This window comes from Rhodococcus sp. ARC_M5 (assembly GCF_022810405.1).
GTDB classification, from domain to species: Bacteria; Actinomycetota; Actinomycetes; order Mycobacteriales; family Mycobacteriaceae; genus Rhodococcoides; species Rhodococcoides navarretei.
On sequence record NZ_JALGQE010000004.1, the window covers coordinates 346891 to 368041 of the forward strand.

Annotated in this window: 20 protein-coding genes; 12 read left to right on the top strand and 8 right to left on the bottom strand. The window is 64.7% G+C overall.

The features are described from left to right. Nucleotides 1-23 precede the first annotated feature (23 nt). Genes MTX34_RS09130 through MTX34_RS09165 form a run of 8 tightly spaced genes read left to right on the top strand, consistent with a single transcriptional unit; the run spans nt 24 to nt 6690 of the window. Nucleotides 24-1271 (top strand): APC family permease, encoded by a 1248-nt coding sequence (locus tag MTX34_RS09130; RefSeq protein WP_243609179.1) that lies wholly within the window; start codon nt 24-26, stop codon nt 1269-1271. Nucleotides 1272-1302: 31 nt separating this feature from the next. Continuing rightward, complete coding sequence (locus MTX34_RS09135; protein WP_243609180.1) at nt 1303-1668, top strand: helix-turn-helix transcriptional regulator; 366 nt, start codon at nt 1303-1305, stop codon at nt 1666-1668. Further along, the gene (gene arsB, locus MTX34_RS09140) at nt 1665-2753 is read left to right on the top strand and encodes an ACR3 family arsenite efflux transporter (protein ID WP_243609181.1); all 1089 of its coding nucleotides are present in this window, start codon (nt 1665-1667) and stop codon (nt 2751-2753) included. Before MTX34_RS09135 ends, arsB begins: the two co-directional genes overlap by 4 nt. Next, complete coding sequence (locus tag MTX34_RS09145; RefSeq protein WP_243609182.1) at nt 2753-3427, top strand: three-helix bundle dimerization domain-containing protein; 675 nt, start codon at nt 2753-2755, stop codon at nt 3425-3427. The genes arsB and MTX34_RS09145 overlap by 1 nt, the downstream gene beginning before the upstream one ends. Nucleotides 3428-3462: 35 nt before the next feature. Beyond that, nucleotides 3463-3885 (top strand): arsenate reductase ArsC, encoded by a 423-nt coding sequence (locus tag MTX34_RS09150; protein WP_243609183.1) that lies wholly within the window; start codon nt 3463-3465, stop codon nt 3883-3885. Further along, entirely contained in the window at nt 3882-4298 is a 417-nt protein-coding gene (locus MTX34_RS09155; protein ID WP_243609184.1) for a low molecular weight phosphatase family protein, read from the top strand. Before MTX34_RS09150 ends, MTX34_RS09155 begins: the two co-directional genes overlap by 4 nt. A gap of 5 nt (nt 4299-4303) precedes the next feature. After that, complete coding sequence (locus tag MTX34_RS09160; RefSeq protein WP_243609185.1) at nt 4304-5359, top strand: ArsO family NAD(P)H-dependent flavin-containing monooxygenase; 1056 nt, start codon at nt 4304-4306, stop codon at nt 5357-5359. Beyond that, entirely contained in the window at nt 5260-6690 is a 1431-nt protein-coding gene (locus MTX34_RS09165) for an FAD-dependent oxidoreductase (protein ID WP_374639218.1), read from the top strand. The genes MTX34_RS09160 and MTX34_RS09165 overlap by 100 nt, the downstream gene beginning before the upstream one ends. 91 nt (nt 6691-6781) lie before the next feature. Here MTX34_RS09165 and MTX34_RS09170 read toward each other — a convergent pair whose 3' ends face one another. The 3 genes from MTX34_RS09170 to MTX34_RS09180 all read right to left on the bottom strand — a co-directional run bounded on the left by MTX34_RS09170 (nt 6782) and on the right by MTX34_RS09180 (nt 11164). Further along, entirely contained in the window at nt 6782-7528 is a 747-nt protein-coding gene (locus MTX34_RS09170) for a sulfite exporter TauE/SafE family protein (RefSeq protein ID WP_243595243.1), read from the bottom strand. 36 nt (nt 7529-7564) lie between these two features. Beyond that, nucleotides 7565-9226 (bottom strand): NTF2-like N-terminal transpeptidase domain-containing protein, encoded by a 1662-nt coding sequence (locus MTX34_RS09175; protein WP_243609220.1) that lies wholly within the window; start codon nt 9224-9226, stop codon nt 7565-7567. Nucleotides 9227-9334: 108 nt separating this feature from the next. Beyond that, entirely contained in the window at nt 9335-11164 is a 1830-nt protein-coding gene (locus tag MTX34_RS09180; RefSeq protein ID WP_243609187.1) for a penicillin-binding transpeptidase domain-containing protein, read from the bottom strand. A gap of 92 nt (nt 11165-11256) precedes the next feature. Here MTX34_RS09180 and MTX34_RS09185 point away from each other — a divergent pair, with 92 nt between their 5' ends. The 3 genes from MTX34_RS09185 (at nt 11257) to MTX34_RS09195 (ending at nt 14420) form a co-directional block, all read left to right on the top strand. Further along, nucleotides 11257-11802, top strand: a complete 546-nt coding sequence (locus MTX34_RS09185; protein ID WP_243609188.1) for a hypothetical protein — start codon at nt 11257-11259, stop codon at nt 11800-11802. 133 nt (nt 11803-11935) lie between these two features. Continuing rightward, nucleotides 11936-13537: an ABC-F family ATP-binding cassette domain-containing protein gene (locus MTX34_RS09190; protein WP_243609189.1), complete on the top strand. Its 1602-nt coding sequence runs from the start codon at nt 11936-11938 to the stop codon at nt 13535-13537. 70 nt (nt 13538-13607) lie between these two features. Further along, nucleotides 13608-14420, top strand: coding sequence for an alpha/beta fold hydrolase (locus MTX34_RS09195; protein WP_374639196.1), 813 nt, complete (start codon nt 13608-13610; stop codon nt 14418-14420). A 178-nt stretch (nt 14421-14598) separates the two neighbouring features. Here the strand turns inward: MTX34_RS09195 and MTX34_RS09200 are convergent, their stop codons facing one another. Continuing rightward, on the bottom strand, nt 14599-16287 hold the full coding sequence (locus MTX34_RS09200) for an AMP-binding protein (RefSeq protein ID WP_243609222.1): 1689 nt from the start codon (nt 16285-16287) through the stop codon (nt 14599-14601). Between the two features lie 104 nt (nt 16288-16391). On the opposite strand from MTX34_RS09200, the gene MTX34_RS09205 reads away from it, so the two are divergent. Next, nucleotides 16392-16865 carry a DUF3995 domain-containing protein gene (locus tag MTX34_RS09205; RefSeq protein ID WP_243609190.1) on the top strand — a complete coding sequence of 158 codons (474 nt, stop codon included), beginning with the start codon at nt 16392-16394 and terminating at the stop codon, nt 16863-16865. On the opposite strand, the gene MTX34_RS09210 is transcribed toward MTX34_RS09205, so the two are convergent. From MTX34_RS09210 to MTX34_RS09225, 4 genes are read right to left on the bottom strand one after another with little or no spacing between them, the layout of a single operon-like run. Next, a complete protein-coding gene (locus tag MTX34_RS09210) occupies nt 16862-17968 on the bottom strand; it encodes an ABC transporter ATP-binding protein (RefSeq protein WP_243595248.1) in 1107 nt (368 codons plus the stop codon). The two genes, MTX34_RS09205 and MTX34_RS09210, sit on opposite strands and share 4 nt — an antisense overlap. An 11-nt stretch (nt 17969-17979) precedes the next feature. Further along, the gene (locus MTX34_RS09215; protein WP_243595249.1) at nt 17980-18864 is read right to left on the bottom strand and encodes a carbohydrate ABC transporter permease; all 885 of its coding nucleotides are present in this window, start codon (nt 18862-18864) and stop codon (nt 17980-17982) included. Further along, nucleotides 18864-19814: a carbohydrate ABC transporter permease gene (locus tag MTX34_RS09220; protein WP_243595250.1), complete on the bottom strand. Its 951-nt coding sequence runs from the start codon at nt 19812-19814 to the stop codon at nt 18864-18866. The genes MTX34_RS09215 and MTX34_RS09220 overlap by 1 nt, the downstream gene beginning before the upstream one ends. Beyond that, nucleotides 19811-21145, bottom strand: a complete 1335-nt coding sequence (locus tag MTX34_RS09225; protein WP_243609223.1) for a sugar ABC transporter substrate-binding protein — start codon at nt 21143-21145, stop codon at nt 19811-19813. The genes MTX34_RS09220 and MTX34_RS09225 overlap by 4 nt, the downstream gene beginning before the upstream one ends. Nucleotides 21146-21151: the final 6 nt, after the last annotated feature.

Here is a 21151-nt window from a genome sequence, read left to right on the forward strand (position 1 = left end):
GACGTGTGTCTACAGTTGTCGCCGTGACACAGCCGCTGGCTCGTCGCCTCGGACTGTTCGACGCCGTCGTCATCGGGGTCGGCTCGATGGTCGGGGCAGGGGTGTTCGCGTCGTTCGCCCCAGCCTCGGCCGTCGCGGGCACGGGCCTGCTCATCGGGCTTGCCGTCGCCGCGGTCGTTGCGTTCTGCAACGCCACCTCGTCGGCTCAGCTGGCCGCCCAGTATCCGACGTCTGGCGGCACGTACGTCTACGGCCGTGAGCGACTCGGCGAGTGGCCGGGATTTCTGGCCGGGTGGACGTTCGTCATCGGCAAGACTGCGAGTTCGGCGGCCATGGCGTTGGTGTTCGCGGCCTACGTCGCCCCGGCCGGATACACCGAACTCGTTGCGGTACTTGCTATCACAGTGCTGACCACGGTGAACTACTTCGGCATCACCCGCACTGCGACGCTGACGAAGATCTTGGTCGCCGCTGTGCTGACCGTGCTCGCCGTCGGGGTGGTGCTCGGCGTCACCGGCTCGTCCGAGCCGGTCGATACCGAGCTCGGCTCGTTCATCGAGAACGGGTGGTACGGCATTCTGCAGTCTGCGGGGTTGCTGTTCTTCGCCTTCGCGGGCTACGCCCGCATTGCCACGCTCGGCGAGGAGGTGACACGGCCGGAGCGGACCATCCCACGCGCCATCGTCTCCGCCCTCGGTATCGCGCTCGTGGTCTACGCGGTGGTTGCGTTGACACTGCTGTCGGTTCTCGGCCCCGAACTCCTGGCCTCGTCGTCTGCTCCTCTGGTCGATCTCGTCGTCACATCGGGGAATTCGTGGGCGTCACCGGTGATGCGCGTCGGCGCCGGCCTGGCTGCGCTGGGAGCGCTGCTCGCGCTGATCGCGGGCATCGGCCGCACCTCACTGGCGATGGCTCGCCACCACGACCTGCCGTCGTACCTGGCGGCGGTCCACCCCCGCTACTCGGTTCCGCATCGCGCCGAGATCCTCCTGGCCGTGATCGTCTGCGTGCTGGTCCTGGTGGTCGATCTACGTGACGCCATCGGCTTCTCGTCGTTCGGGGTGCTGCTCTACTACCTGGTGGCCAATCTCAGCGCGTTCACCCAGGATGCCGAGCACCGCCGCTACCCACGGGCTCTTCAGGTCCTCGGCAGCATCGGGTGCGTGGTGCTGATCGCCACGTTGCCGGCGTCATCCATCGTCGTCGGAACAGTCGTGGTCGCGCTCGGGGTCGCGTACCGCGTTCTTCGGGTTCGGCAACTGTTCACTTGACGCCTGATTCGATGAGCGTCAATATAGACGAATGTCGAATCAAGACCGGTCATCCGTCGATGGTGACTACTGCTCGCCGCTGATCCGCGAACCCCTGAACGCGGATTGGGCCGGAGATCTAGCCCGCATGTTCAAAGCTCTGGGAGATCCCGTCCGGCTGCGTCTGCTCAGCCTCGTCGCCAGCCATGCAGGCGGCGAAGCGTGTGTCTGCGACATCTCCCCCGCATTCGACCTGTCGCAGCCGACGATCTCCCACCACCTCAAGGTGCTCCGCGAGGCGGGGTTGCTCGACTGCGAACGGCGCGGCACCTGGGTCTACTACTCGGTGGTTCCCGCTGCCCTGCAGCAACTTTCCGCAGTGCTGAACGCTGCAGAGTCCACGGAGGTCATGGCATGAGTACGACGACCGATACTGCCGTAGTAGGCAAGCTCTCCACTCTCGACCGGTTCCTGCCCGTGTGGATCGGCGTGGCCATGGTCGTGGGTCTACTACTGGGACGCATGATTCCCGGAATGGACGAGGCGCTGTCCACCATCTCCGTCGACGGCGTCTCGCTCCCCATCGCCATCGGACTGCTCGTCATGATGTATCCGGTGCTGGCGAAGGTTCGCTACGACCGCCTCGACACCGTCACCGGAGACAAGCGCCTGCTGATCGGCTCGCTGGTGCTCAACTGGGTCCTCGGTCCGGCCCTGATGTTCGCTCTCGCATGGCTTTTCCTGCCGGACCTCCCCGAATACCGAACCGGCCTGATCATCGTCGGTCTGGCTCGATGCATCGCGATGGTCATCATCTGGAACGACCTCGCTTGCGGCGACCGGGAAGCCGCCGCGGTTCTGGTCGCGATCAACTCGGTGTTCCAGGTCTTCATGTTCGCCATCCTCGGATGGTTCTACCTCTCGGTTCTGCCCGGATGGCTCGGACTCGACCAGACCACCATCGAGGCGTCGCCGTGGCAGATCGCCAAGTCGGTCCTGATCTTCCTCGGCATCCCACTGATAGCGGGATTCGCGTCTCGCTTCTTCGGCGAACGCGCCAAGGGCCGCGAGTGGTACGAGGAGAAGTTCATCCCCAGGATCGCCCCGTGGGCCCTCTACGGCCTGCTGTTCACGATCGTCATTCTCTTTGCGCTGCAGGGTGATCAGATCACGTCACAGCCGTTCGACGTCATTCGGATCGCACTGCCACTACTGGTGTACTTCGCGGTCATGTGGGGCGGCGGTTGCGCCCTGGGTGCCGCGATGGGTCTGGGCTACGAACGCACCACCACCCTCGCGTTCACGGCCGCAGGCAACAACTTCGAGTTGGCGATCGCCGTCGCCATCGCGACGTACGGCGCGACATCCGGGCAAGCACTCGCCGGAGTCGTCGGACCACTCATCGAGGTGCCGGTGCTGGTCGGCCTCGTCTATGTCTCCCTCGCGCTGCGTAAGCGCTTCTCCCCCGTACCACCAGTGACCACAGCGACAAAGGAGTCCTGATGTCCGACAGCATTTCTCCCGCCAGCCATCGCGCTCAGCCCGAGCTACTGATGCCCCAGGCCATTCTCTCGCGCACCGCCGAAAGACTGGCTGCGGAATACGAGGGCATCTTCTCCACCCAGACCGTCGAGCGCTACGTCTTCGAGTCCTACACCGCGCTGCGTCGAACCTCGAAGATTCACACTCACCTGACCACTCTGGCCGGCAAGTTCGCCGCGGACCGCCTCACTGCCCTGGCCCAAGCACAGGGTGACGCACCGAAACTCGTGCCCGAGGTGCTGTTCATCTGCGTCCACAACGCCGGACGATCGCAGATGGCCGCGGCCTTGCTCGAGCACCACGCACGGGGACTGGTCCACGTCCGATCTGCAGGCTCGGCTCCCACCTACGAGATCAATCCGATCGTCGTGCAGGCGATGGAGGAACAGGGCATCGACCTGGGCAGCGAATTCCCCAAGCCACTGACCGACGACGTCGTCGCCGCGGCAGATGTCGTGGTGTCCATGGGATGTGGCGACGCGTGCGCGGTCTATCCGGGCAAGCGCTACCTGGACTGGCAACTGACCGACCCCGACGGCAAGTCCCTCGACGAAGTGCGTCTCATCCGCGACGATCTCGACGCACGTGTCCGCGAACTGCTCACCGAGCTGACCACCACAACCGTACCGGCCTGAGGTATCCGCCTCGCGCTCGAAAGGCAAACGACTCCATGTCCGACACCCCCAGTGTTCTGTTCGTCTGTGTCCACAACGCCGGCCGCTCTCAGATGGCCGCCGGATTTCTCACTCATCTTGCCGGCGACACCGTCGAGGTGCGTTCTGCCGGTAGCGCTCCCGCGGACATCATCAACTCCGCAGCAGTCGAGGCCATGGCCGAACTCGGTATCGACATCTCGTCGCAGTCCCCGAAGATTCTGACCCCGGAGGCCGTCGAGACGTCCGATGTCGTGATCACCATGGGCTGCGGGGACGCGTGCCCGGTGTTCCCCGGAGTGAGCTACCGCGATTGGGCACTGGCCGACCCGGCAGGCAAAGGCGTCGAGGCAGTTCGTCCGATCCGAGACGAGATCAAGAGTCGAATCGAAGAATTGATCGCCGAACTGGTTCCGGCGAAGCAGAGTTCGGCGTCATGACGACACCGAGCGTGCTGTTCGTCTGCGTCAAGAACGGCGGCAAGTCTCAGATGGCGGCCGGTCTGATGCGCAAGACCGTCGGCGATTCGGTGGAGGTGCACTCGGCGGGAACGAAGCCGAGCGGAACGGTCAATGCCCTATCGGCCGAGGCACTCCTCGAAGTCGGCGTCGACCTCTCCGGTGAACAGCCGAAACCGATCGACCCGGAGCTGTTGTCTCGCATCGACTACGTGATCACCCTCGGAAGCGAGGCGACGGTCGATCCCATCGACGGTCCGACGTTCGAGAACTGGAATACCGACGAGCCGTCCGAACGTGGTATCGACGGAATCGAACGGATGCGTCTGGTGCGCGACGACATCGCCGCTCGTGTCGAGGAACTCGCATCCCGACTGCGCGGCACCGACGGTTGACTCGCATGACATCGGAGGTGGTGGTGATCGGCGGCGGTCAAGCAGGACTGGCCGCCGGCTACTACCTGCGACGAGCCGGGCTGGACTTCGTCATACTCGACAACCAGACGCATGCCGGCGGCTCCTGGCAGGACTACTGGCCGTCGCTGCACCTGTTCTCGCCGGCCGAGCATTCACGACTCCCCGGTTGGCCGATGCCTGTGTGGCCCAACGGGTTTCCTCCGGCTTCGCACGTCGTGGACTACCTGCGGGCATACGAGAAGATGTACGAGTTGCCGGTGCGCAGGCCCGTCGACGTGAAGTCGGTGCATCGTACGACCGAAGGCTATCGCGTCGATACGGACGGTGACTCGTATTGCGCCACAACGGTCATCAATGCCACCGGGACGTGGTCGCGACCGTTCTGGCCCAGCTACCCCGGGATGCGGCAGTTCGTGGGATCGCAACTGCATGCTGCCGACTACCGAACACCGGACAAGTTCGTAGGCAAGCGAGTAGGGATTGTGGGCGGCGGCAACTCGGCCGCGCAGATCCTGGCCGAGATCTCCACCGTCGCCGACACCGCGTGGTTCACCAACCGCGAGCCCAGGTTTCTACCCGACGATGTCGACGGCCGAGTGCTGTTCGATGTCGCCAGCGACCGCGCCCGAGCGCTGGCCGCAGGTGACACCGATACCGGCGGGGTCGCAGGCCTGGGAGACATCGTCATGGTCCCGCCGGTGCGAGACGCGCGCGATCGCGGAGTTCTGCATGCTCGGCCGATGTTCACCGCAATCACAGCCGACGGCGTGACGGACGGGCACACGACAGAGACGCTGGATGCGATCGTGTGGTGCACCGGTTTCCGCCCTGCTCTGCGGCATCTGCAACCGTTGCACCTGCACACCGACGGGTCGGGAATCGTGCTGGACGGCAACCATGTTCGAGACGAGTCGACCCTGCTGTTTCTCGGCTACGGCGACTGGACCGGCCCGGCGTCGGCAACGCTCATCGGTGTCGGCCGCACAGCGCGTGCAGCCGTGGACACTGTCATTCGAAGAAGAAAGGTAGATCAGCCATGAAGACATACCCCGTAGTGGTGGTCGGCGCAGGGCCCATCGGCCTGGCCGCCGCGGCGCATCTGACCGAAACCGGTTCCGACGTAGTCGTTCTCGAACGCGGACCGTCGGCCGGATCGGCAGTGTCCGAGTGGAATCACGTTCGGCTGTTCTCCCCGTGGTCCGAGGTCGTCGACCCCGCTGCTGCCCGACTGCTCGAACCCACCGGTTGGACCGCGCCGGACGGCGACACCTACGCCACCGGACGCGAATGGGTGGAGCAGTACCTCGCGCCCCTCGCCGCCGTTCTCGGCGATGCCGTCCGAACCGACTCCGAGGTGGTCGGCGTCGCTCGCCACGGACGCGACCGCGTGGTCGACGCCGGCCGCGACACCGAACCGCTGTCGGTGCACATCCGCCACTCCGACGGCAGCGAGGAACGCATCCTCGCCCGCGCCGTCGTCGACGCATCCGGCACCTGGGGATCACCGAATCCACTGGGCAGCGAGGGTCTTCCGGCCATCGGTGAGAAGGTCGCCTCAGATCGGATCGTCTACCGGGTGCCCGACCTGACCGATCCGGACGTTCGATCCACCTTCGCAGGCAAGCACATCGTCATCGCCGGCAGCGGTCACTCCGCTCTGACCGCGATCATCACTTTCGCCGAACTGGCCGCGGACGAGCCCGGTACGACGCTCACCTGGGCCGTGCGCCGAGGCGTCACCGCGGAGGTCTTCGGCGGCGGCGAAGCCGATGAACTCGCCGCCCGCGGCGCTCTGGGCCAACGCGCCAAGAAGGCCGTCGACGACGGCTTCCTCACTGTGGTCTCGGGCTTCCGCACCGAAACCGTAGCGGCGGAGGGTGATCGACTGTCACTGGTCGGCGACACCGGGACTCGCATCGAGAACGTCGATCGCATCGTCGCACTCACCGGCTTCCGCCCGGAACTGTCCTGGCTGTCGGAAGTTCGCCTCGACCTCGACCCCACCCTGCAGGCACCGAGATTCGTCGCCGAGTTGGTGGACCCCAACATGCACTCGTGCGGATCGGTGTCCCCGCACGGCGTCGAGGAACTCACCCAGCCCGAACCGGGCCTGTACCTGGTGGGCATGAAGAGCTACGGCCGTGCACCGACATTCCTGGCGATGACCGGATACGAGCAGGTTCGCAGCATCGCCGCCGAACTCGCAGGCGATCACGAGGGCGCGCGAAAGGTGGAGCTCACGCTTCCCGACACCGGCGTCTGCGGTGGCGCAGGCCTGTTCGACGAGCCCGACGCCCCGTCGACCGGCGGTTGTTGCGGAGCCCCTGCGGCACCGGAGCTGATCACCCTCGGCGCACCGTCGAGCAAGTAGCGAACAGGTGACCTGAGTGTCCACTATTCCGGTCCAGAAGCGGGATCGCGCCTCCCTGCCAAAATAGTGGACGGTCAGAGCACCTGCACCGTCAGCCGAAGGCCTGGTAGCCCAGCCACCCGGCGAGACCGAGACCCAGAATCCCGACGCCGATGCGCAACACGATCGGCGAGATCACCTTCACCGTCGGCGGCCCGCACGCGCCGCCGACGAAACACCCGATCGCCAGGGCAAGCGCGGCCCACCAGTTCACCTGGCCGGAGAACGAAAAGATTATGGCAGCAATGAGATTGGCGATACCGAGGAAGAAGCTCTTCAGAACGCTTGCGCGCCAGAAGGTATCCGCGGTGCAAATCAACGCCAGCGCTAGAAATATGACGCCTGCTCCGGCACCGAAATAGCCGCCGTAGATCGCGACGGCGAACAATGCCAGGGGATATAGCGTCGGAAACTGCTTGTCTCCGGACAGCTTTCGAATGCTCGGCTGCAGCAGGAGCGCAATGGCTGCCATCGCCACCAGGAACGGGACAACCGCCTCGAACGAACCGTCCGGGGTGACGAGCAACAGAACGGCGCCGGTGCTACCGCCCAGCGCGGAATAGATCGCGTACCGAACCAACTGCTTGCCGTCCTTGGCCAGCTCGGCCGAGGAACTCGCCGTCGCGCCCACACCGGCGGCGACCAACGCGACCGTGTTCGTCACGTTCGCGGACACCGCAGGTAGACCCACCGCCAGCAGAGCCGGATAGGACACCAGCGACGCGAGCCCGGTGACGAACCCGATGAGCCCAGCGAAGAACCCGGCCACCACCAGAAGTCCGAAATCGAGCACAGTCACCGAACAAAACTACCGTGCCTAACTATCTGGTCCACATCACTCGACGGGGTTGGCCATCTCCTGCAGCAACCGGCTCGTCATCCGCACTGCCTGATCCCCACCGTCTGCGTCCTCGATGTACACCGCGAAGGCGACGTCACCACTGGTGGCGAGAACGAACCGATCGTCGGCACTTTCCCCGGCGAATCCCTGCACACCGTCGAACGTATCGAGGCCGCTGCTCCTCGACGAGTCGGCGAGTATGCCGCGCAATCGATTTGCCGCATCCGAGCCGATGGCCTCGGACTCGCGATTCGCGACGGCGGTCTGACCGGCGACGATCGTCGGAATCGGAGCGCTGCCCCGCGAGATCGCGGCCGCCATCTGCGCGAGTCCGAACGGCGTCACCGTCGCCTCGTCCCCGGAGGACGTGGACACGGTCCTGATGCCGTCGATCGCGCTGCGACTGTCGGCGGGAGTACCGGTGTAGGCATCGAGCCCGGGCATCGAGTAGCTGATTCCGAGACCGAGCCCCGCAGCCGCGTCCTCGGCGCTGGCGTCACCGCGATCGGACTGCACTGCTCTCACCAACTCGGACGCGGTGCCGGCCGGGTAGGAGCCCCCGAACACGACGTCGCCCTGCTCGTTCGCGTAACTGTTCTGTGCCGCAGCGAGAATCGCTCCGGTCGAGGTGGACAGTGCGACGATCGACGCCGACGACCCCGCCATGACAACTGCGTTCTCGGCTGCCAGCTGGACGCGCGGATCGAGCGTCGCGTGCAGGTCCGGTCCGCCGGGTCCTTGGAATCCGACGCGGCGTTCGCCGGTGCCGTCGACGGTGTAGGTGTCGACGGCCCAGCCTGCGGTGGCGTCGCGTCCGGCCTGCCAGGCGCTGCGCAGGGAGTCGAGCACGGGTGAGGTGATCCGACGGTCGTCGACGATGAGCTTGGGTTGCGGAGAAACCACCACTCCCGGCACGGCTCGCAGGTCGTCTTCGAGGACGGCGAAGTCGTCGTCGCGCAGAGTCACTGCCGTGATCGGCGCACCGCCGGACGAATTCAACTCTGCCAGCATCGATTCGGAGGTGATGAGCGGTGCGACAACGTCGATGACGTCCGCGAGTTGTGCGGTGGACGCCGCCGGATCGCTCATCTGCGCCGGGTCGAGGGTAATGGCGTTGATGGTTCGCTCGCTCATCAGCACGTTGTTCGCGGCGTCGAAGATCAGCGGCGGCGCGGCGTCGGTGCGGGTGTAGCGAACAGATCCCCCCGAGGTGAGGTCGGGGACGAGGGTGGCCGGATCCCACGCGATGCGCCAGCCGACGCTGAGCTTCTTGGTCGAGCCCTGTGCGCTGTACTTCCAGTCCTTGCCCTCACCGAAGTTCCACGCGGACGCGAGAGTGAAGAAGCCACTCTCGTCGGAGAGGTCCATGTACTGGGTCAGATCGAAATCACCGGTGGACGTGCCGCCGGCCGACAAGCCGTCGAACATCTGGTTCAGCGCAGCCGTCGCGGCGTTCGGGTAGGTCGTCATCGCAGCAGCCGTCGCGACGTCTCGGTTGTCCAGAGCATCGACGAACTTCGAGACCAGCACCTCGGCCTCGCTCGGCGGGCGATCGACCATCCAGAACACTGCCGAAACCGTCAACGTCGCCGATGCTGCAACGGCGACGAGGTAGCGACCGCGGACCTTGCGCGGGCCACGACGGGCACGACTCATAGAACTCATGAGTCACAATATTCACTGTAGTCACACGAGTAACAAGCACGGGATTCATACGAGCCGGTCACGATTGGGATACGGCGTGGTCTGTTTACCTGAGGCTGTTCACCTCAGGAAACGTCCCGCAGCCTCGATGGCCGGCGTAGAGCTGCCCGCGTTGTTCACGAAGACCGCGAACGCAAGATCACCGGAAATCCCGACGAACCAGCCGTGAGCGCCCTCGTTGTTCGCACCGAACTCAGCGGTGCCGGTCTTGCCCAGCAACCCGGGGATGTCGTTGAGCGCCGTAGCCGTGCCGCCGGTGATGGTCTCGCGCATCATGGCTTTGACCTCCTCGGTGACCTGTGCATTCACCGCTGCCGGCTGCATGTTTCCCACGCCGGGCTCACCTGCGACAACCGTCGGTGGGAGCAAACCGTTGTTCGCGATCGACGACGCGACCATCGCCATTCCGAACGGCGACGCGGTCACCTGCCCCTGACCGATGGCGGATTCGACGCGCTGCGCCGGGGTGTCGGCCGACGGCACCGAACCGGTGACCGTCGTCAGCCCGGGGGTGACGTAGTCGACGCCGAGGCCGTACTGCGCGGCCGCGTCGGTCAGTCCGTTCGGCGGGAGTGCCACGCCGAGGCGGCCCATCGTCGTGTTGCACGACTTGGCAAAGGCGGTGTGCAGCGGCACCTCACCGAGATCGAAGTTGTCGTCGTTCGGGATCTGCCTGCCCTCGATGTTCTCGGTCGCCGGGCACGCCAGCACGGTATCGGGAGTGACGGCACCGGACTGCAGTGCAGCCGAGGTCGTCACCGTCTTGAACGTCGACCCCGGCGGGTACAGACCGGTCAGCGCGATCGGACCCTCGGCGTCCGCGGCGGCATTCTGCGCCACGGCGAGAACCGCCCCCGTCGACGGCCGAAGCGCGACGATCGCAGCCTGCTGCGGCAGCGACGCGAGGGCATTCTCGGCTTTGAGCTGCAGAGCCGAGTCCAGGGTGGTCGCAATGTCGTCGCCGGTTCCGGCATCGCGTCCGGCAAGCGGAGTGATGGTGCCGTCGGCGGCTACGGCCTGCACGGCCCACCCACGATTGGCCGCCTGCTCCTGCTCCCACAGCGTCGTCAGGTCGCTGAGGACCGGCGAGACGAGGTTGCGGTCGGTGGCGAGCAGTCGCGTCTGCGGAGCCAGCGTGACTCCGGGGACGGTCGCGAGCTGGGCACCGATGGGATCGATATCCGCCTGACGGAGAGTGACGACTGTCGCTGAATTACCCTGCGCGCCAGCAACAGTCGCCGCGACCGACTCTGCTGTGATGCCCGGAACGACGGATCCGACGAGGTTCGCGACCGCTGCCGGATCCGCTGTCGCATCGACGTTGACGAGGGTGACCACCTGCTGCGACATGAGCTCGACGCCGTTGCCGTCGAAGATGCGCGGTGCGACGAGTGCGTCGGTCGGCGTGAAGCGCACCGACGAGTCGGCCGTCAGCCCCGGTGCCAACATCGCCGGATCCCACGCGATTTTCCATCCCTGCTCGGTCTCCGTCGCGGACGCCGAGGTGGTGTAGCTCCACTCCTTCGGCTCACCGTCGGGTTCGGCGGTGCCGTCGGTGGTCGTCGAGAAGCGCCAGTCGGCATTCAACGTGAACGAACCGGCGTCCTCGTTGGGGTCGACGGCCTCGAAATCGGGAGTTGCCGTGACCGTTCCGCCGCCGGACAAACCGTCGTACAACGCGGTGAGCGCTGCCGTCGCACCCGCCGGATCGGTGGTCAACGCAGCCGCCTGATCGATGTTCGAGCTGTTCACCGCGGCCGCGAACTGCTCGGCGACCGTCTGCGGCTGATCCGGACCACTCTGACCGCAGGCGGCAAGCACCAACGCCGATACGGACACGATCACGGCCAGAGTCGTCGGTCTTCTCGAAGTGCGCACGGAGTCGATCATGCCCCAGCGCCTCCGCGAAACTCTGGTGGCACGATCCTGAAATTGGGTGTAATTATGTAATCAGTCTTACAACCACAATCTCGGGAGCCCACATGAAACCCAACGGACGCTCGTTCGGTCGCCCCGGCGGCTGGCAGCACGCAGACATTCCGAACGCCACCGACGCAGCCGACTGGTTCGGTGGCCGACTCCCGGACACCTGGTTCGACGGTGCCGCCTCCGTCGAGGTCGATCGAGAGGAGATCGTCGTCGTCGGGACACTGCCCGTAGAGCAGGACAGTTCACCCGCAGCCACCGAGGGCCGTATCGCGCGGTTCCGGGAAACGACCCGCGGCGACCGCATGCACATCGCCGACGAGGCCGAGAAGCGGTACGGACGCAAGGTCGCCTGGGGAGTGAGAACCGGATCCGAAACGGTCCTGTTCACCCACCTCGCGGTACCGGTCATGACCCGCCTACGTCAGCCCGAGCGTCGCGTCCTGGACACCCTCGTCGACGCCGGCGTGGCCCGGTCTCGCGCCGACGCCCTCGCCTGGGCCGTCAAGCTGGTCGGTGAACACACACAGGAGTGGCTCGACGAACTGCGCGGAGCCATGGAGACGGTCGACGAACTGCGCAAGAAGGGCCCCACGGTGTAATTCGCTTGCGCGCTCGTCGGGTTCGGGGCTAGCGTGATTCTCGCCTTGTTGCCCACAGATTCGGAGAGGCCATTGCTCTTCCAGAGGTTCTAGACGCCTGCAGATCGTCCGCATGCACACCTTTGGAGCGCCCATGCCTCATTCATCCTCCCTTTCTGTCTCGAACCTGACGTTCTCTTGGCCCGACGGCGACCCCGTGTTCGACGCCTTGTCGGCCATCTTTCCCAGCGGCACAACAGGTCTCATCGGATCCAACGGTGCCGGGAAGTCGACGCTCCTGCGATTGCTCGCCGGGGAGTCGACACCGCAACGAGGGTCCATCTCGATACCGGGCGTCTTGGGGTACCTGCGTCAGGACGTCGCCCTGGACCCCGACCTGCCCGTGGATCGGGTCCTGGCGATCGATTCTGTGCGAAAAGCACTGCACCGCATCGAATCCGGGGATTCCACCGAGGACGACTTCGCGATGGTCGGGTCCGCCTGGGACGTCGAGGAACGCGCTCTGGCACTGCTGAGCAAGCTCGGACTCGGCGGCATCGTCGGCTCTCTCGATGACCTCGATCGACGGGTCGGCACCCTGTCGGGCGGCGAGACCATGCTGCTCGCTCTCACGGCAGAGTTACTGGCCGAGCCCGACGTACTGCTGCTGGACGAGCCCACCAACAACCTCGATCAGGTTGCGCGAGAACGCTTGTACACGGCGGTCGACGGCTACACGGGTGTGCTGATCGTGTGTACTCACGATCTCGAGCTGCTCGAACGCGTCGACACCATCGCCGAGGTCCGGGCCGAGCGTCGCGGAGTCTCGCGGCTGCGCATGTTCGGCGGCAACTATCAGCACTATCGCTCGGTGGTCGACGCAGAACAGGAGGCGGCACGGGCAACTATCCGCGACGCCAAGAACGACGTCCGCAAGCAGGAACGCGAATTGATCGACACACAGATCAAACTCGACAGACGCCTGCGCTTCGGCAAGAAGATGGAAGAGCAGAAGCGCGTGCCTCCGATCCTTGCAGGCCGACGCAAGCGGGCCGCCCAGGAATCAGCCGGCAAACTTCGCGGAACCCACAGCGACCGCGTCGACGACGCCCGATCATCACTGTCGGCCGCCGAGGATCTCCTGCGCGACGACCGCGAGATTCGCGTCGACCTCCCGGCAACGAAAGTTCATCCCGGACAGGTGGTTCTGGCTCACGACGACATAAACATCGTGGGTCCCGAACGCATCGCACTGATCGGACCGAACGGTAGCGGCAAGACCACCCTGTTGCGGGCCTTGGACGCCACCGGGGCAGAGGTGCCGTGGAAGTATCTGCCGCAGCGACTCGACGTCTTCGACGAAGCTCGCACCGTCGCCGAGAACGTATCCGACGTTGCACCACACGCCACCGCCGAACAGATCCGGGGACAACTCGCGCGCTTCCTGTTCCGCGGATCCGACGCCGACGCCGTCGTCGCCACCCTCTCCGGTGGCGAACGACTACGGGCGGCACTGGCACGAATTCTGCTGGCCGACCCTGCCCCGAAACTACTGATGCTCGACGAACCCACCAACAATCTCGACATCACCAGCCGACAACACCTCATCGACGCGCTCGGGACATTCGAGGGTGCGCTGATCATCGCGAGCCACGATCGACCGTTCCTCGACGCCATCGCCCCCACCCGCATCATCGACCTCACCCCGACCGCCGAATCCGCCGAAGAAGCGCCCACCCGTAGGGACTCAATGTGACATTTGGTGGACGGGAGTGGAGCCTGCGGAACGACCCACAGGCGCAGTGTGGGGGTCAATGTCACGTTGAGTGGACTTCAAAGGCAAGAATCGCGGGGTGGAGTACGCCTCGAATGCAGATGATGGAACACGGATCGCGTACACGGTGGTGGGGTCCGGGCCGCCGTTGTTGATGGTGCACGGCAGTTTTCTGACGCACACGATCTGGCGGACGTTCGGCTATGTGAAGGCGCTACGTGGCAGTCGGCAGTTGATTCTGATCGACAGTCGCGGTCACGGCCGCAGCGAGAAGCCGCATTCTCCCGACGCCTACGCAATGGGTAACATCGTCGGCGATCTGACGGCGGTGCTCGACGCAGTGGGTGTCGACGCCGTCGACTATCTGGGGTATTCGTTCGGGGCCCGGGCGGGCTTGGCGTTGACCGCGGCGAGGCCCGAGCGAGTGCGATCACTGGCCGTCGGCGGCGGTAGTCACGGCGCTCAGGCCGGCGCGTTCGACCGCCTCTTCTTTCCCGGGTGCGCAGATGTGTTGGAGCAGCGCGGCATGGACGGCTTTCTCGAGGCATGGAGCAGCCACCGCATGTTCCCCATCGACGCCGGAACGCGAGCGGTGTTCTCCGCCAACGACGCTCGAGCCATAGCCGCGTACATTCGAGCGTCCGACGCCGATCCCGGCCTACCGGACGAGGCGCTGCAGCAGTTCACCCAGCCGTCTCTGTTCTACGTCGGCAGCCAGGACGGCACCAGGCTCGACGACACACGGGCCGCCGCCGCTCTGGTGCCGAACTCCGAATTGCATGTCATTCGCGGCTTCGACCACGCGACGACGATGGCGGCGTCCGCAGAGGTGCTCGAACACCTCGAACGGTTCTGGAGCAACTGACCTCAGCGCCCATTATTCGCCTCGAGAATCGGGATGCCGCCTCCCACAGCAAATAGTGGACAGCCACATCACCTACGGCAAGCGAAACCCTGCGCGCCCGCACCAACTGACCTGAGTGTCCACTATTCGCCTCCAGAATCGGAATCCCGCCTCCCACAGCAAATAGTGGACAGCCACATCACCTCTTCAGCGCAGGGAACTGATCGTCACGCCACTCGGTGTCCAGTGGACCCACGGCTGCGTCCTCGCGAGCGCGCAACTCCACTCGGCGGATCTTGCCCGAGATGGTTTTCGGTAGCTCGAAGAACTCGATTCGCCGCACCCGCAGGAACGGGGCCAGGTGCTCGCGGGCGTACTTGAGGATCTCGAACGCCGTGGCCTCGTTGGGTTCCCAGCCCGACGCCAATGCCACATACGCCTTGGGAACGGCAAGTCGCGTCTCGTCCGGGGCCGGAACCACCGCGGCCTCGGCCACGGCGGGGTGTTCGATGAGTACGCTTTCGAGCTCGAACGGGGAGATCTTGTAATCCGAGGCCTTGAACACGTCGTCGGTGCGGCCGACGTAGGTGATGTAGCCCTCGGAGTCCCGTGATGCGACGTCGCCGGTGTGGTAGTAGCCGTCGGCCATGACGGCAGCATTGCGTTCGGGATCTCCGAGGTAGCCGGTCATCAGGTTGAACGGATTCTGCGCCAGGTCGAGGCAGATCTCGCCCTCGTCGGCGAGTTCGCCGGTGGTGGGGTCGACGATCACCACCGGTACACCCGGCAGCGGCCTCCCCATCGAACCGGACTTGAGTACCGCACCGGGCGTATTGGCCACCAGCGCAGTGGTTTCCGTCTGCCCGAATCCGTCGCGAATGTTCAGACCCCACTCCCGCTGCACCGTGGAGATCACCTCGGGGTTGAGCGGCTCACCCGCGCCGATGGCCTCGCGTAGGGAACCACCGCCACCGGCGAGATCGGCCTGAATCAGCATGCGCCACACCGTCGGCGGTGCGCAGAACGTGGTCACCTCGGCCCGCCGGATCTGCTTGAGCAGTGCTTTCGCGTCGAATTTGCCGTAGTTGTAGATGAAGATGGTCGCTTCGGCGATCCACGGCGCGAAGAAGCAACTCCACGCGTGCTTGGCCCACCCAGGCGAGCTGATGTTCAGGTGCACGTCACCAGGCCGCAGCCCCAGGAAGTACATCGTGCTCAGATGCCCCACGGGATAGGAGATCTGAGTGTGCTCGACGAGCTTGGGCTTGCTGGTGGTGCCGGAGGTGAAGTACATCAGCAGGCGGTCGTCCGGCGCAGTGACGGACTCGAACGGCCGGGCCTCCACAGAACGAGCATCGGAGTAATCGAGCCAGCTGTCGTGCGCGGAGGTTGCGATGCGCAGGTAGTCACCGGGGACGTCGTCGAATTTGCCGGTGTCCGAGGGGTTCACGATCACGGCACGCGCATTGCCGCGTACCACGCGATCGGTCAGGTCTGCGGATCCGATGGCCGTGGTGGTCGGCATCAGGACCGCGCCCAGCTTCATCACCGCGAGCATCGCCTCCCACAGTTCCACCTGATTGCCCAGCATCAGGATCACCGAGTCGCCGCGGCCGATGCCCAGTTGCTCGAGCCACCGAGCCACCTGATCGGAGCGACGCGCGATGTCGTCGAAGCTGTACTTGGCCTCGCGACCGTCCTCCTCGACGATCCACAGCGCAGTCCCGTCGTTGCCTCGTGCGATCGCATCGAACCAATCGATCGCCCAGTTGAACGTCTCACCGAACGACGGCCACTCGAAAGTCGATACAGCTCGGTCGTACTCACCGTACGTGTCGAGCAGTAGATCGCGAGCGTCCCTGAATGCCGTGTACGCCGATTCGGCCATGTTTCCTCCGTAGCCTGTGATGCCCATCACCGCCACGGTAGGGGAGATGAACAATCCCTCGCTACCCCTGAACGGGGGTGACAACTCGGCTAGCCTCCATCACCGTGGCCATCAGATTCTTCGCGATCGCATGTGCACTGGGGATAGTTCACGCCGCGTTTTCCGGCTATTGGGCCGCGGGTGGGCGGTGGATGCTCGATACCGTCGGCTCCTTCGCCACAGAGTGGGTGGACACCGAACCGCAGACAGCGCGAACGGCGCTGCTGGTGCTCACACTGGTCAAACTCGCAGCGGCAATTCTTCCTGCCCTCGCCTACCTGAACCGGCCGCGCCTGGCAGCACAGAACCGGACCCGGCTGCCGTCGTTGATTCTCGGCATATCCTGGCCCGGCTCTGTGCTGCTGATCCTGTGGGGCGGAGCGTCGTTCATCGGCGCGGTGATCGGCCTGATCGCCTCGGACGAGAATCGAAGCGTCAAGTACGGACACCTGTTCTTCGACGGCATCTTCCTGCTCTGGGGTGCCGCCCTCCTGACGGCACTGATCCTGGCACGAAAAGCCGCGTACCGACCGCGTTAGATGCGCTCCCCCGACTCGGGGTGGAAGAGGTGGATTGCTCCGTCGAGGCGCGTCAGGCCGATGCTCTCGCCGATCTTCGCCGGAGCGCGCACGGCCGAACGCGCAACCAACGACACGGGTCCCCCGTCGAGTCCCTTGACCTTCGGGTCGTCGAGGTGCGCGTAGACGTAGGACTCACTGCCCAGCTCCTCGATGAGATCGACCTTGCCCTCGAAGCCCTCGCCGCCGCCGTGGACGATGCCGAGGTTCTCGGGCCGCATTCCGATGGTGACCTCGTCGATGCCCAGGCTCGCGAGCTTGGTCAGCTCGTCGCGCTCGAGCGGGAGCAGGAACTTGCCGATCTGGACGCCGCCCGAGCCGATGGGCACCGTCATCAGGTTCATCGCCGGCGAGCCGATGAATCCTGCGACGAACGCGTTGACCGGGTTGTCGTACAGGTCTGTGGGAGAGGCGAACTGCTGCAGCTTGCCACCACGAAGGACTGCGACACGATCGCCCATCGTCATGGCCTCGACCTGATCGTGGGTGACATAGACGGTCGTGGTGCCGAGCCTGCGCTGCAACGCCGCGATCTGCGTACGCGTTTGCACCCGTAGCTTGGCGTCGAGGTTGGACAACGGCTCGTCCATGCAGAACACCTGCGGCTCACGAACGATGGCGCGGCCCATGGCAACTCGCTGACGCTGGCCGCCCGAGAGCTTGCCGGGCTTGCGGTCCAGGTACTCGGTGAGGTCGAGAACCTTCGCCGCCTCGGCCACCTTCTTCGTCCGCTCTTCGAGCGAGACCCCGCGCATCTTGAGCGCGAAGCCCATGTTCTCTCCGACGGTCTTGTTGGGGTAGAGCGCGTAGTTCTGGAAGACCATGGCGATGTCGCGGTCCTTGGACGGAACGCCCACCATGTTCTTGCCACCGATTTCGATTGCGCCACCGTCGATCTCCTCGAGACCGGCGAGCATACGAAGGGCCGTGGACTTGCCGGAGCCGGACGGTCCGACCAGGACGACGAACTCGCCGTCCTCGATCTCGAGGTCGAGGGAATCGACGGCGAGCGAATCGGCACCTTCGTAGACGCAGGATGCCTTCTTGTACGTGATTGCAGCCATGAGACTTTCTCCTATTTGATGGCGCCGAAGGACAGGCCGCGCACGAGCTTGTTCTGCGCGAACCATCCGGCAAGGACGACGGGGAGTGCTGCGAACGTCGCAGCGGCGGACAGCTGAGCCCAGTACAGGCCCTGGCCGGTGATGAATCCGACGAGGTACACCGGAATCGTCTGAGCCTGAACAGCAGTGAGGTTGACGGCGAAGAAGAACTCGTTCCACGAGAAGATCACGCAGATCAACGACGTCGCCGCGATGCCGGGAGAGACGAGCGGCAGAATCACCTCACGCACCGAGGTCCACAGCGATGCACCGTCCATGCTGGCGGCCTCGAGCAGTTCCGACGGTACTTCCATGAAGAACGAACGCATCATCCACACCGCGATCGGTAGATTCATCGCGGTGTAGAGGACCACCAGCGCCCAGATGTTGTCCAGCATGCCGATGTCACCGACGATGACGTACAGCGGCACGATGACAGCGACGACGGGCAGCATCTTGGTCGAGATGAAGAAGAACAGCACGTCCTGGGTCTTCTTGACCGGTCGCAGCGACAGCGCGAACGCCGCCGGAACACCCAGTAGCAGAACGAGAATCGTCGAGACGATCGTCGCGAACGCCGAGTTCAGCAGGGTGGTGCCGATGCCGCTCTCGAGGACGCCTCGATACTGATCGAGGGTAGGGGTGAAGAGCAGCTTCGGCGGGTTGGAGTAGGCGTCGGCCTCCTGCTTGAAGCCGGTGATCACCATCCAGAGCACGGGGAAGAAGAAGGCGATACCGGCCACCCAGGCAACGAAGGACCAGATCGTGCCCGGTCCCCACTTGCTCTTCTTACGAATCTCCTGCCCGTCCGAGGTCTGCGCGACGGCCTTCTTCTTGCTCGTGGTTGCCGTGCTCATCACGCCGCCTCCTCGTTTGCGCTGAAGCTCTTGAAGATCAGTCTCAGCGCCAGAGTGCTGAGGATGATGGTTGCCACCACGGTGACGACGCCCATGGCCGCGGCCTGACCGATGTCGAAGCCGAGGAAGGCACGTTGGTAGATGTAGAACGGCAGATTGGCCGACGCGACTCCCGGTCCACCGGAGGTCATCATGTAGACGGCGTCGAAGGTGTTGACGAGGTAGATCGCACCGAGAACCGTGCCCAGTTCGATGAACCGGCGCAGGTGCGGCAACGTCAGCTCACGGAAGAGCTTGAACGGGCCCGCTCCGTCCACGCGTGCGGCCTCGGCGATGTCCTTGGGCATGGACTGCAGCCCGGCCAGAATCAGCAGCATCATGAACGGCGTCCACTGCCACACCAGGTTCGTCATGACCGCAGCCAGGGGGAACCGCGAGACCCAGTCGATCTCACCGACACCGAACGGGCTCAGGGCGAAGTTGATCAGACCGAAGACGGGATCGAACATCGTCGTCTTCCAGATCAGCGCACCGGCCACCGGGGTGACGAGGAACGGGGTGATCAACAACGTACGGATCAGACTGCGTCCGATGAACTTTCGATCGAGCAGCAACGCGAGGGCCAGACCGAGGATCACCGAGATGATCACCGTTCCCACGATCATGATCACGGTGTTCATCGCGACCTCGCGGAACTGACTGTCGCGGAACACGTCGATGTAGTTGTTCAGACCGTTGAACTCACGCGAACCCGGACGAACGAGGTTCCAGGACTGCGTCGAGTAGTACAGCGTGAACAGGAACGGGATCTGCGTGACGATGATGGCGAACACCAACGCCGGCAACAGCGGGCCGCGTCGACGCCAGCCCTCGGCCTTGGAGATCGTTCTCGGTCGCGGTACGAACTTCTCCGGTTCGGTCGGAGCCGTCCGTTCTTCGGTGGTGGTCATCCCTGGTCCTCCTGATACGTCCTGCCGACCACTTCGGCGTATTGCTGCGATTGGTCGAGCGCCTCCTGGACGCTGATCTGTCCTGCGATCGCGGCGCTGATCTGTTGGCTGACCCGGGTACCGAGATCCTGGAACTCGGGAATGGTCAGAAATTGGACTCCGGTGTACGGAACCGGATCCACGGTGGGGTTGTTCGGGTCGGCGCTGTCGATGGAGTCGAGAGTCAGCTGACCGTAGGCGGCCGACGCCTCTGCGTACTCGGGAATCTCGTAGGTCGACAGACGGCTTCCGGGAGGTACACGCTCCCAACCGAGTTCGTTACCGACCTTGTTCAGGTACTCCTTGCTGGTCATCCACGAGACGAACTTCCACGCCTCGTCGGGGGCCTCGCTGGTCTTGGGGATTCCCAGTGCCCAGGAGTACAGCCAGCCGTTGTCGCCCTTGGCCGCCGACGGGGCCTTGGCGTAACCGATCTGCCCGACGACGTTGCTCGACGACGGGTCCTCGAGGACCGAGACGGCCGAGGTGGCGTCGTACCACATCGCTGTATTGCCCTGTGACAGTTGCGTTCCGCACTCACTGAAGCCACTGGTGGCCGCACCGGCCTGACCGTGCTCGCGCACGGTGTCGACGTAGAACTCCACGGCGTCGACGACCTCGGGACTGTTCAGCTGAGCGTTCCAGTTCTCGTCGTACCAGCGGCCACCGAACGCGTTGATGACCGTGTTCAGCGGAGCGAGCACCTCACCCCAGCCGGGCTTGCCGCGCAGGCAGATTCCGGACAGGCCGGGGCTGTCGAGTGCAGCAGCGGCATCGGCCACCTGCTGCCAGGTGGGCTCGGCCGGCATGTCGATACCGGCCTGCTCCATCAGGTCCTTGCGGTACATCAGGAACGACGACTCACCGTAGAACGGCACGGAGTACATGCTGCCCTCGTACGACAGCGATTCCTTCAACGTCGGAATGAAATCGTCCTCGTCGTACCCCGGCGTGGCGTCCGCGTACTCGGAAAGATTGGTGAGCCAACCGTTCTCGGCCCACTGCGGGGTCTCGAAGTTGCTGATCATCACCACGTCGAACTCACCGCCGCCGGTTGCCACCGAGGCCGTGATCTTCGCGCGCGCCTCGTTCTCCGACAACGACACGAACTTCAGATTGATGCCCGGGTTCTCCGCCTCGAACTCCGGAGCGAGCGAAATGGCATCGGACATCTGCGAATTCGAGACGATCGCGACGGTGATCGTCGTACCGTCACCGTCACCGCCGAACGAGCCGGCACCGGCACATCCGGACAGCACCAAGGTCGTCGCGAGCGAGGTCGCGACAACCACTTTCGG

What these genes read in the sequence shown, in the direction of transcription:
- MTX34_RS09135 (WP_243609180.1), top strand. Translation starts at nt 1,303, where the DNA reads ATGTCGAATCAAGACCGGTCATCCGTCGATGGTGACTACTGCTCGCCG.
- arsB (WP_243609181.1), top strand. Translation starts at nt 1,665, where the DNA reads ATGAGTACGACGACCGATACTGCCGTAGTAGGCAAGCTCTCCACTCTC.
- MTX34_RS09145 (WP_243609182.1), top strand. Translation starts at nt 2,753, where the DNA reads ATGTCCGACAGCATTTCTCCCGCCAGCCATCGCGCTCAGCCCGAGCTA.
- MTX34_RS09150 (WP_243609183.1), top strand. Translation starts at nt 3,463, where the DNA reads ATGTCCGACACCCCCAGTGTTCTGTTCGTCTGTGTCCACAACGCCGGC.
- MTX34_RS09155 (WP_243609184.1), top strand. Translation starts at nt 3,882, where the DNA reads ATGACGACACCGAGCGTGCTGTTCGTCTGCGTCAAGAACGGCGGCAAG.
- MTX34_RS09160 (WP_243609185.1), top strand. Translation starts at nt 4,304, where the DNA reads ATGACATCGGAGGTGGTGGTGATCGGCGGCGGTCAAGCAGGACTGGCC.
- MTX34_RS09175 (WP_243609220.1), bottom strand. Translation starts at nt 9,226, where the DNA reads ATGAGTCGTGCCCGTCGTGGCCCGCGCAAGGTCCGCGGTCGCTACCTC.
- MTX34_RS09180 (WP_243609187.1), bottom strand. Translation starts at nt 11,164, where the DNA reads ATGATCGACTCCGTGCGCACTTCGAGAAGACCGACGACTCTGGCCGTG.
- MTX34_RS09185 (WP_243609188.1), top strand. Translation starts at nt 11,257, where the DNA reads ATGAAACCCAACGGACGCTCGTTCGGTCGCCCCGGCGGCTGGCAGCAC.
- MTX34_RS09190 (WP_243609189.1), top strand. Translation starts at nt 11,936, where the DNA reads ATGCCTCATTCATCCTCCCTTTCTGTCTCGAACCTGACGTTCTCTTGG.
- MTX34_RS09200 (WP_243609222.1), bottom strand. Translation starts at nt 16,287, where the DNA reads ATGGCCGAATCGGCGTACACGGCATTCAGGGACGCTCGCGATCTACTG.
- MTX34_RS09210 (WP_243595248.1), bottom strand. Translation starts at nt 17,968, where the DNA reads ATGGCTGCAATCACGTACAAGAAGGCATCCTGCGTCTACGAAGGTGCC.
- MTX34_RS09215 (WP_243595249.1), bottom strand. Translation starts at nt 18,864, where the DNA reads ATGAGCACGGCAACCACGAGCAAGAAGAAGGCCGTCGCGCAGACCTCG.
- MTX34_RS09220 (WP_243595250.1), bottom strand. Translation starts at nt 19,814, where the DNA reads ATGACCACCACCGAAGAACGGACGGCTCCGACCGAACCGGAGAAGTTC.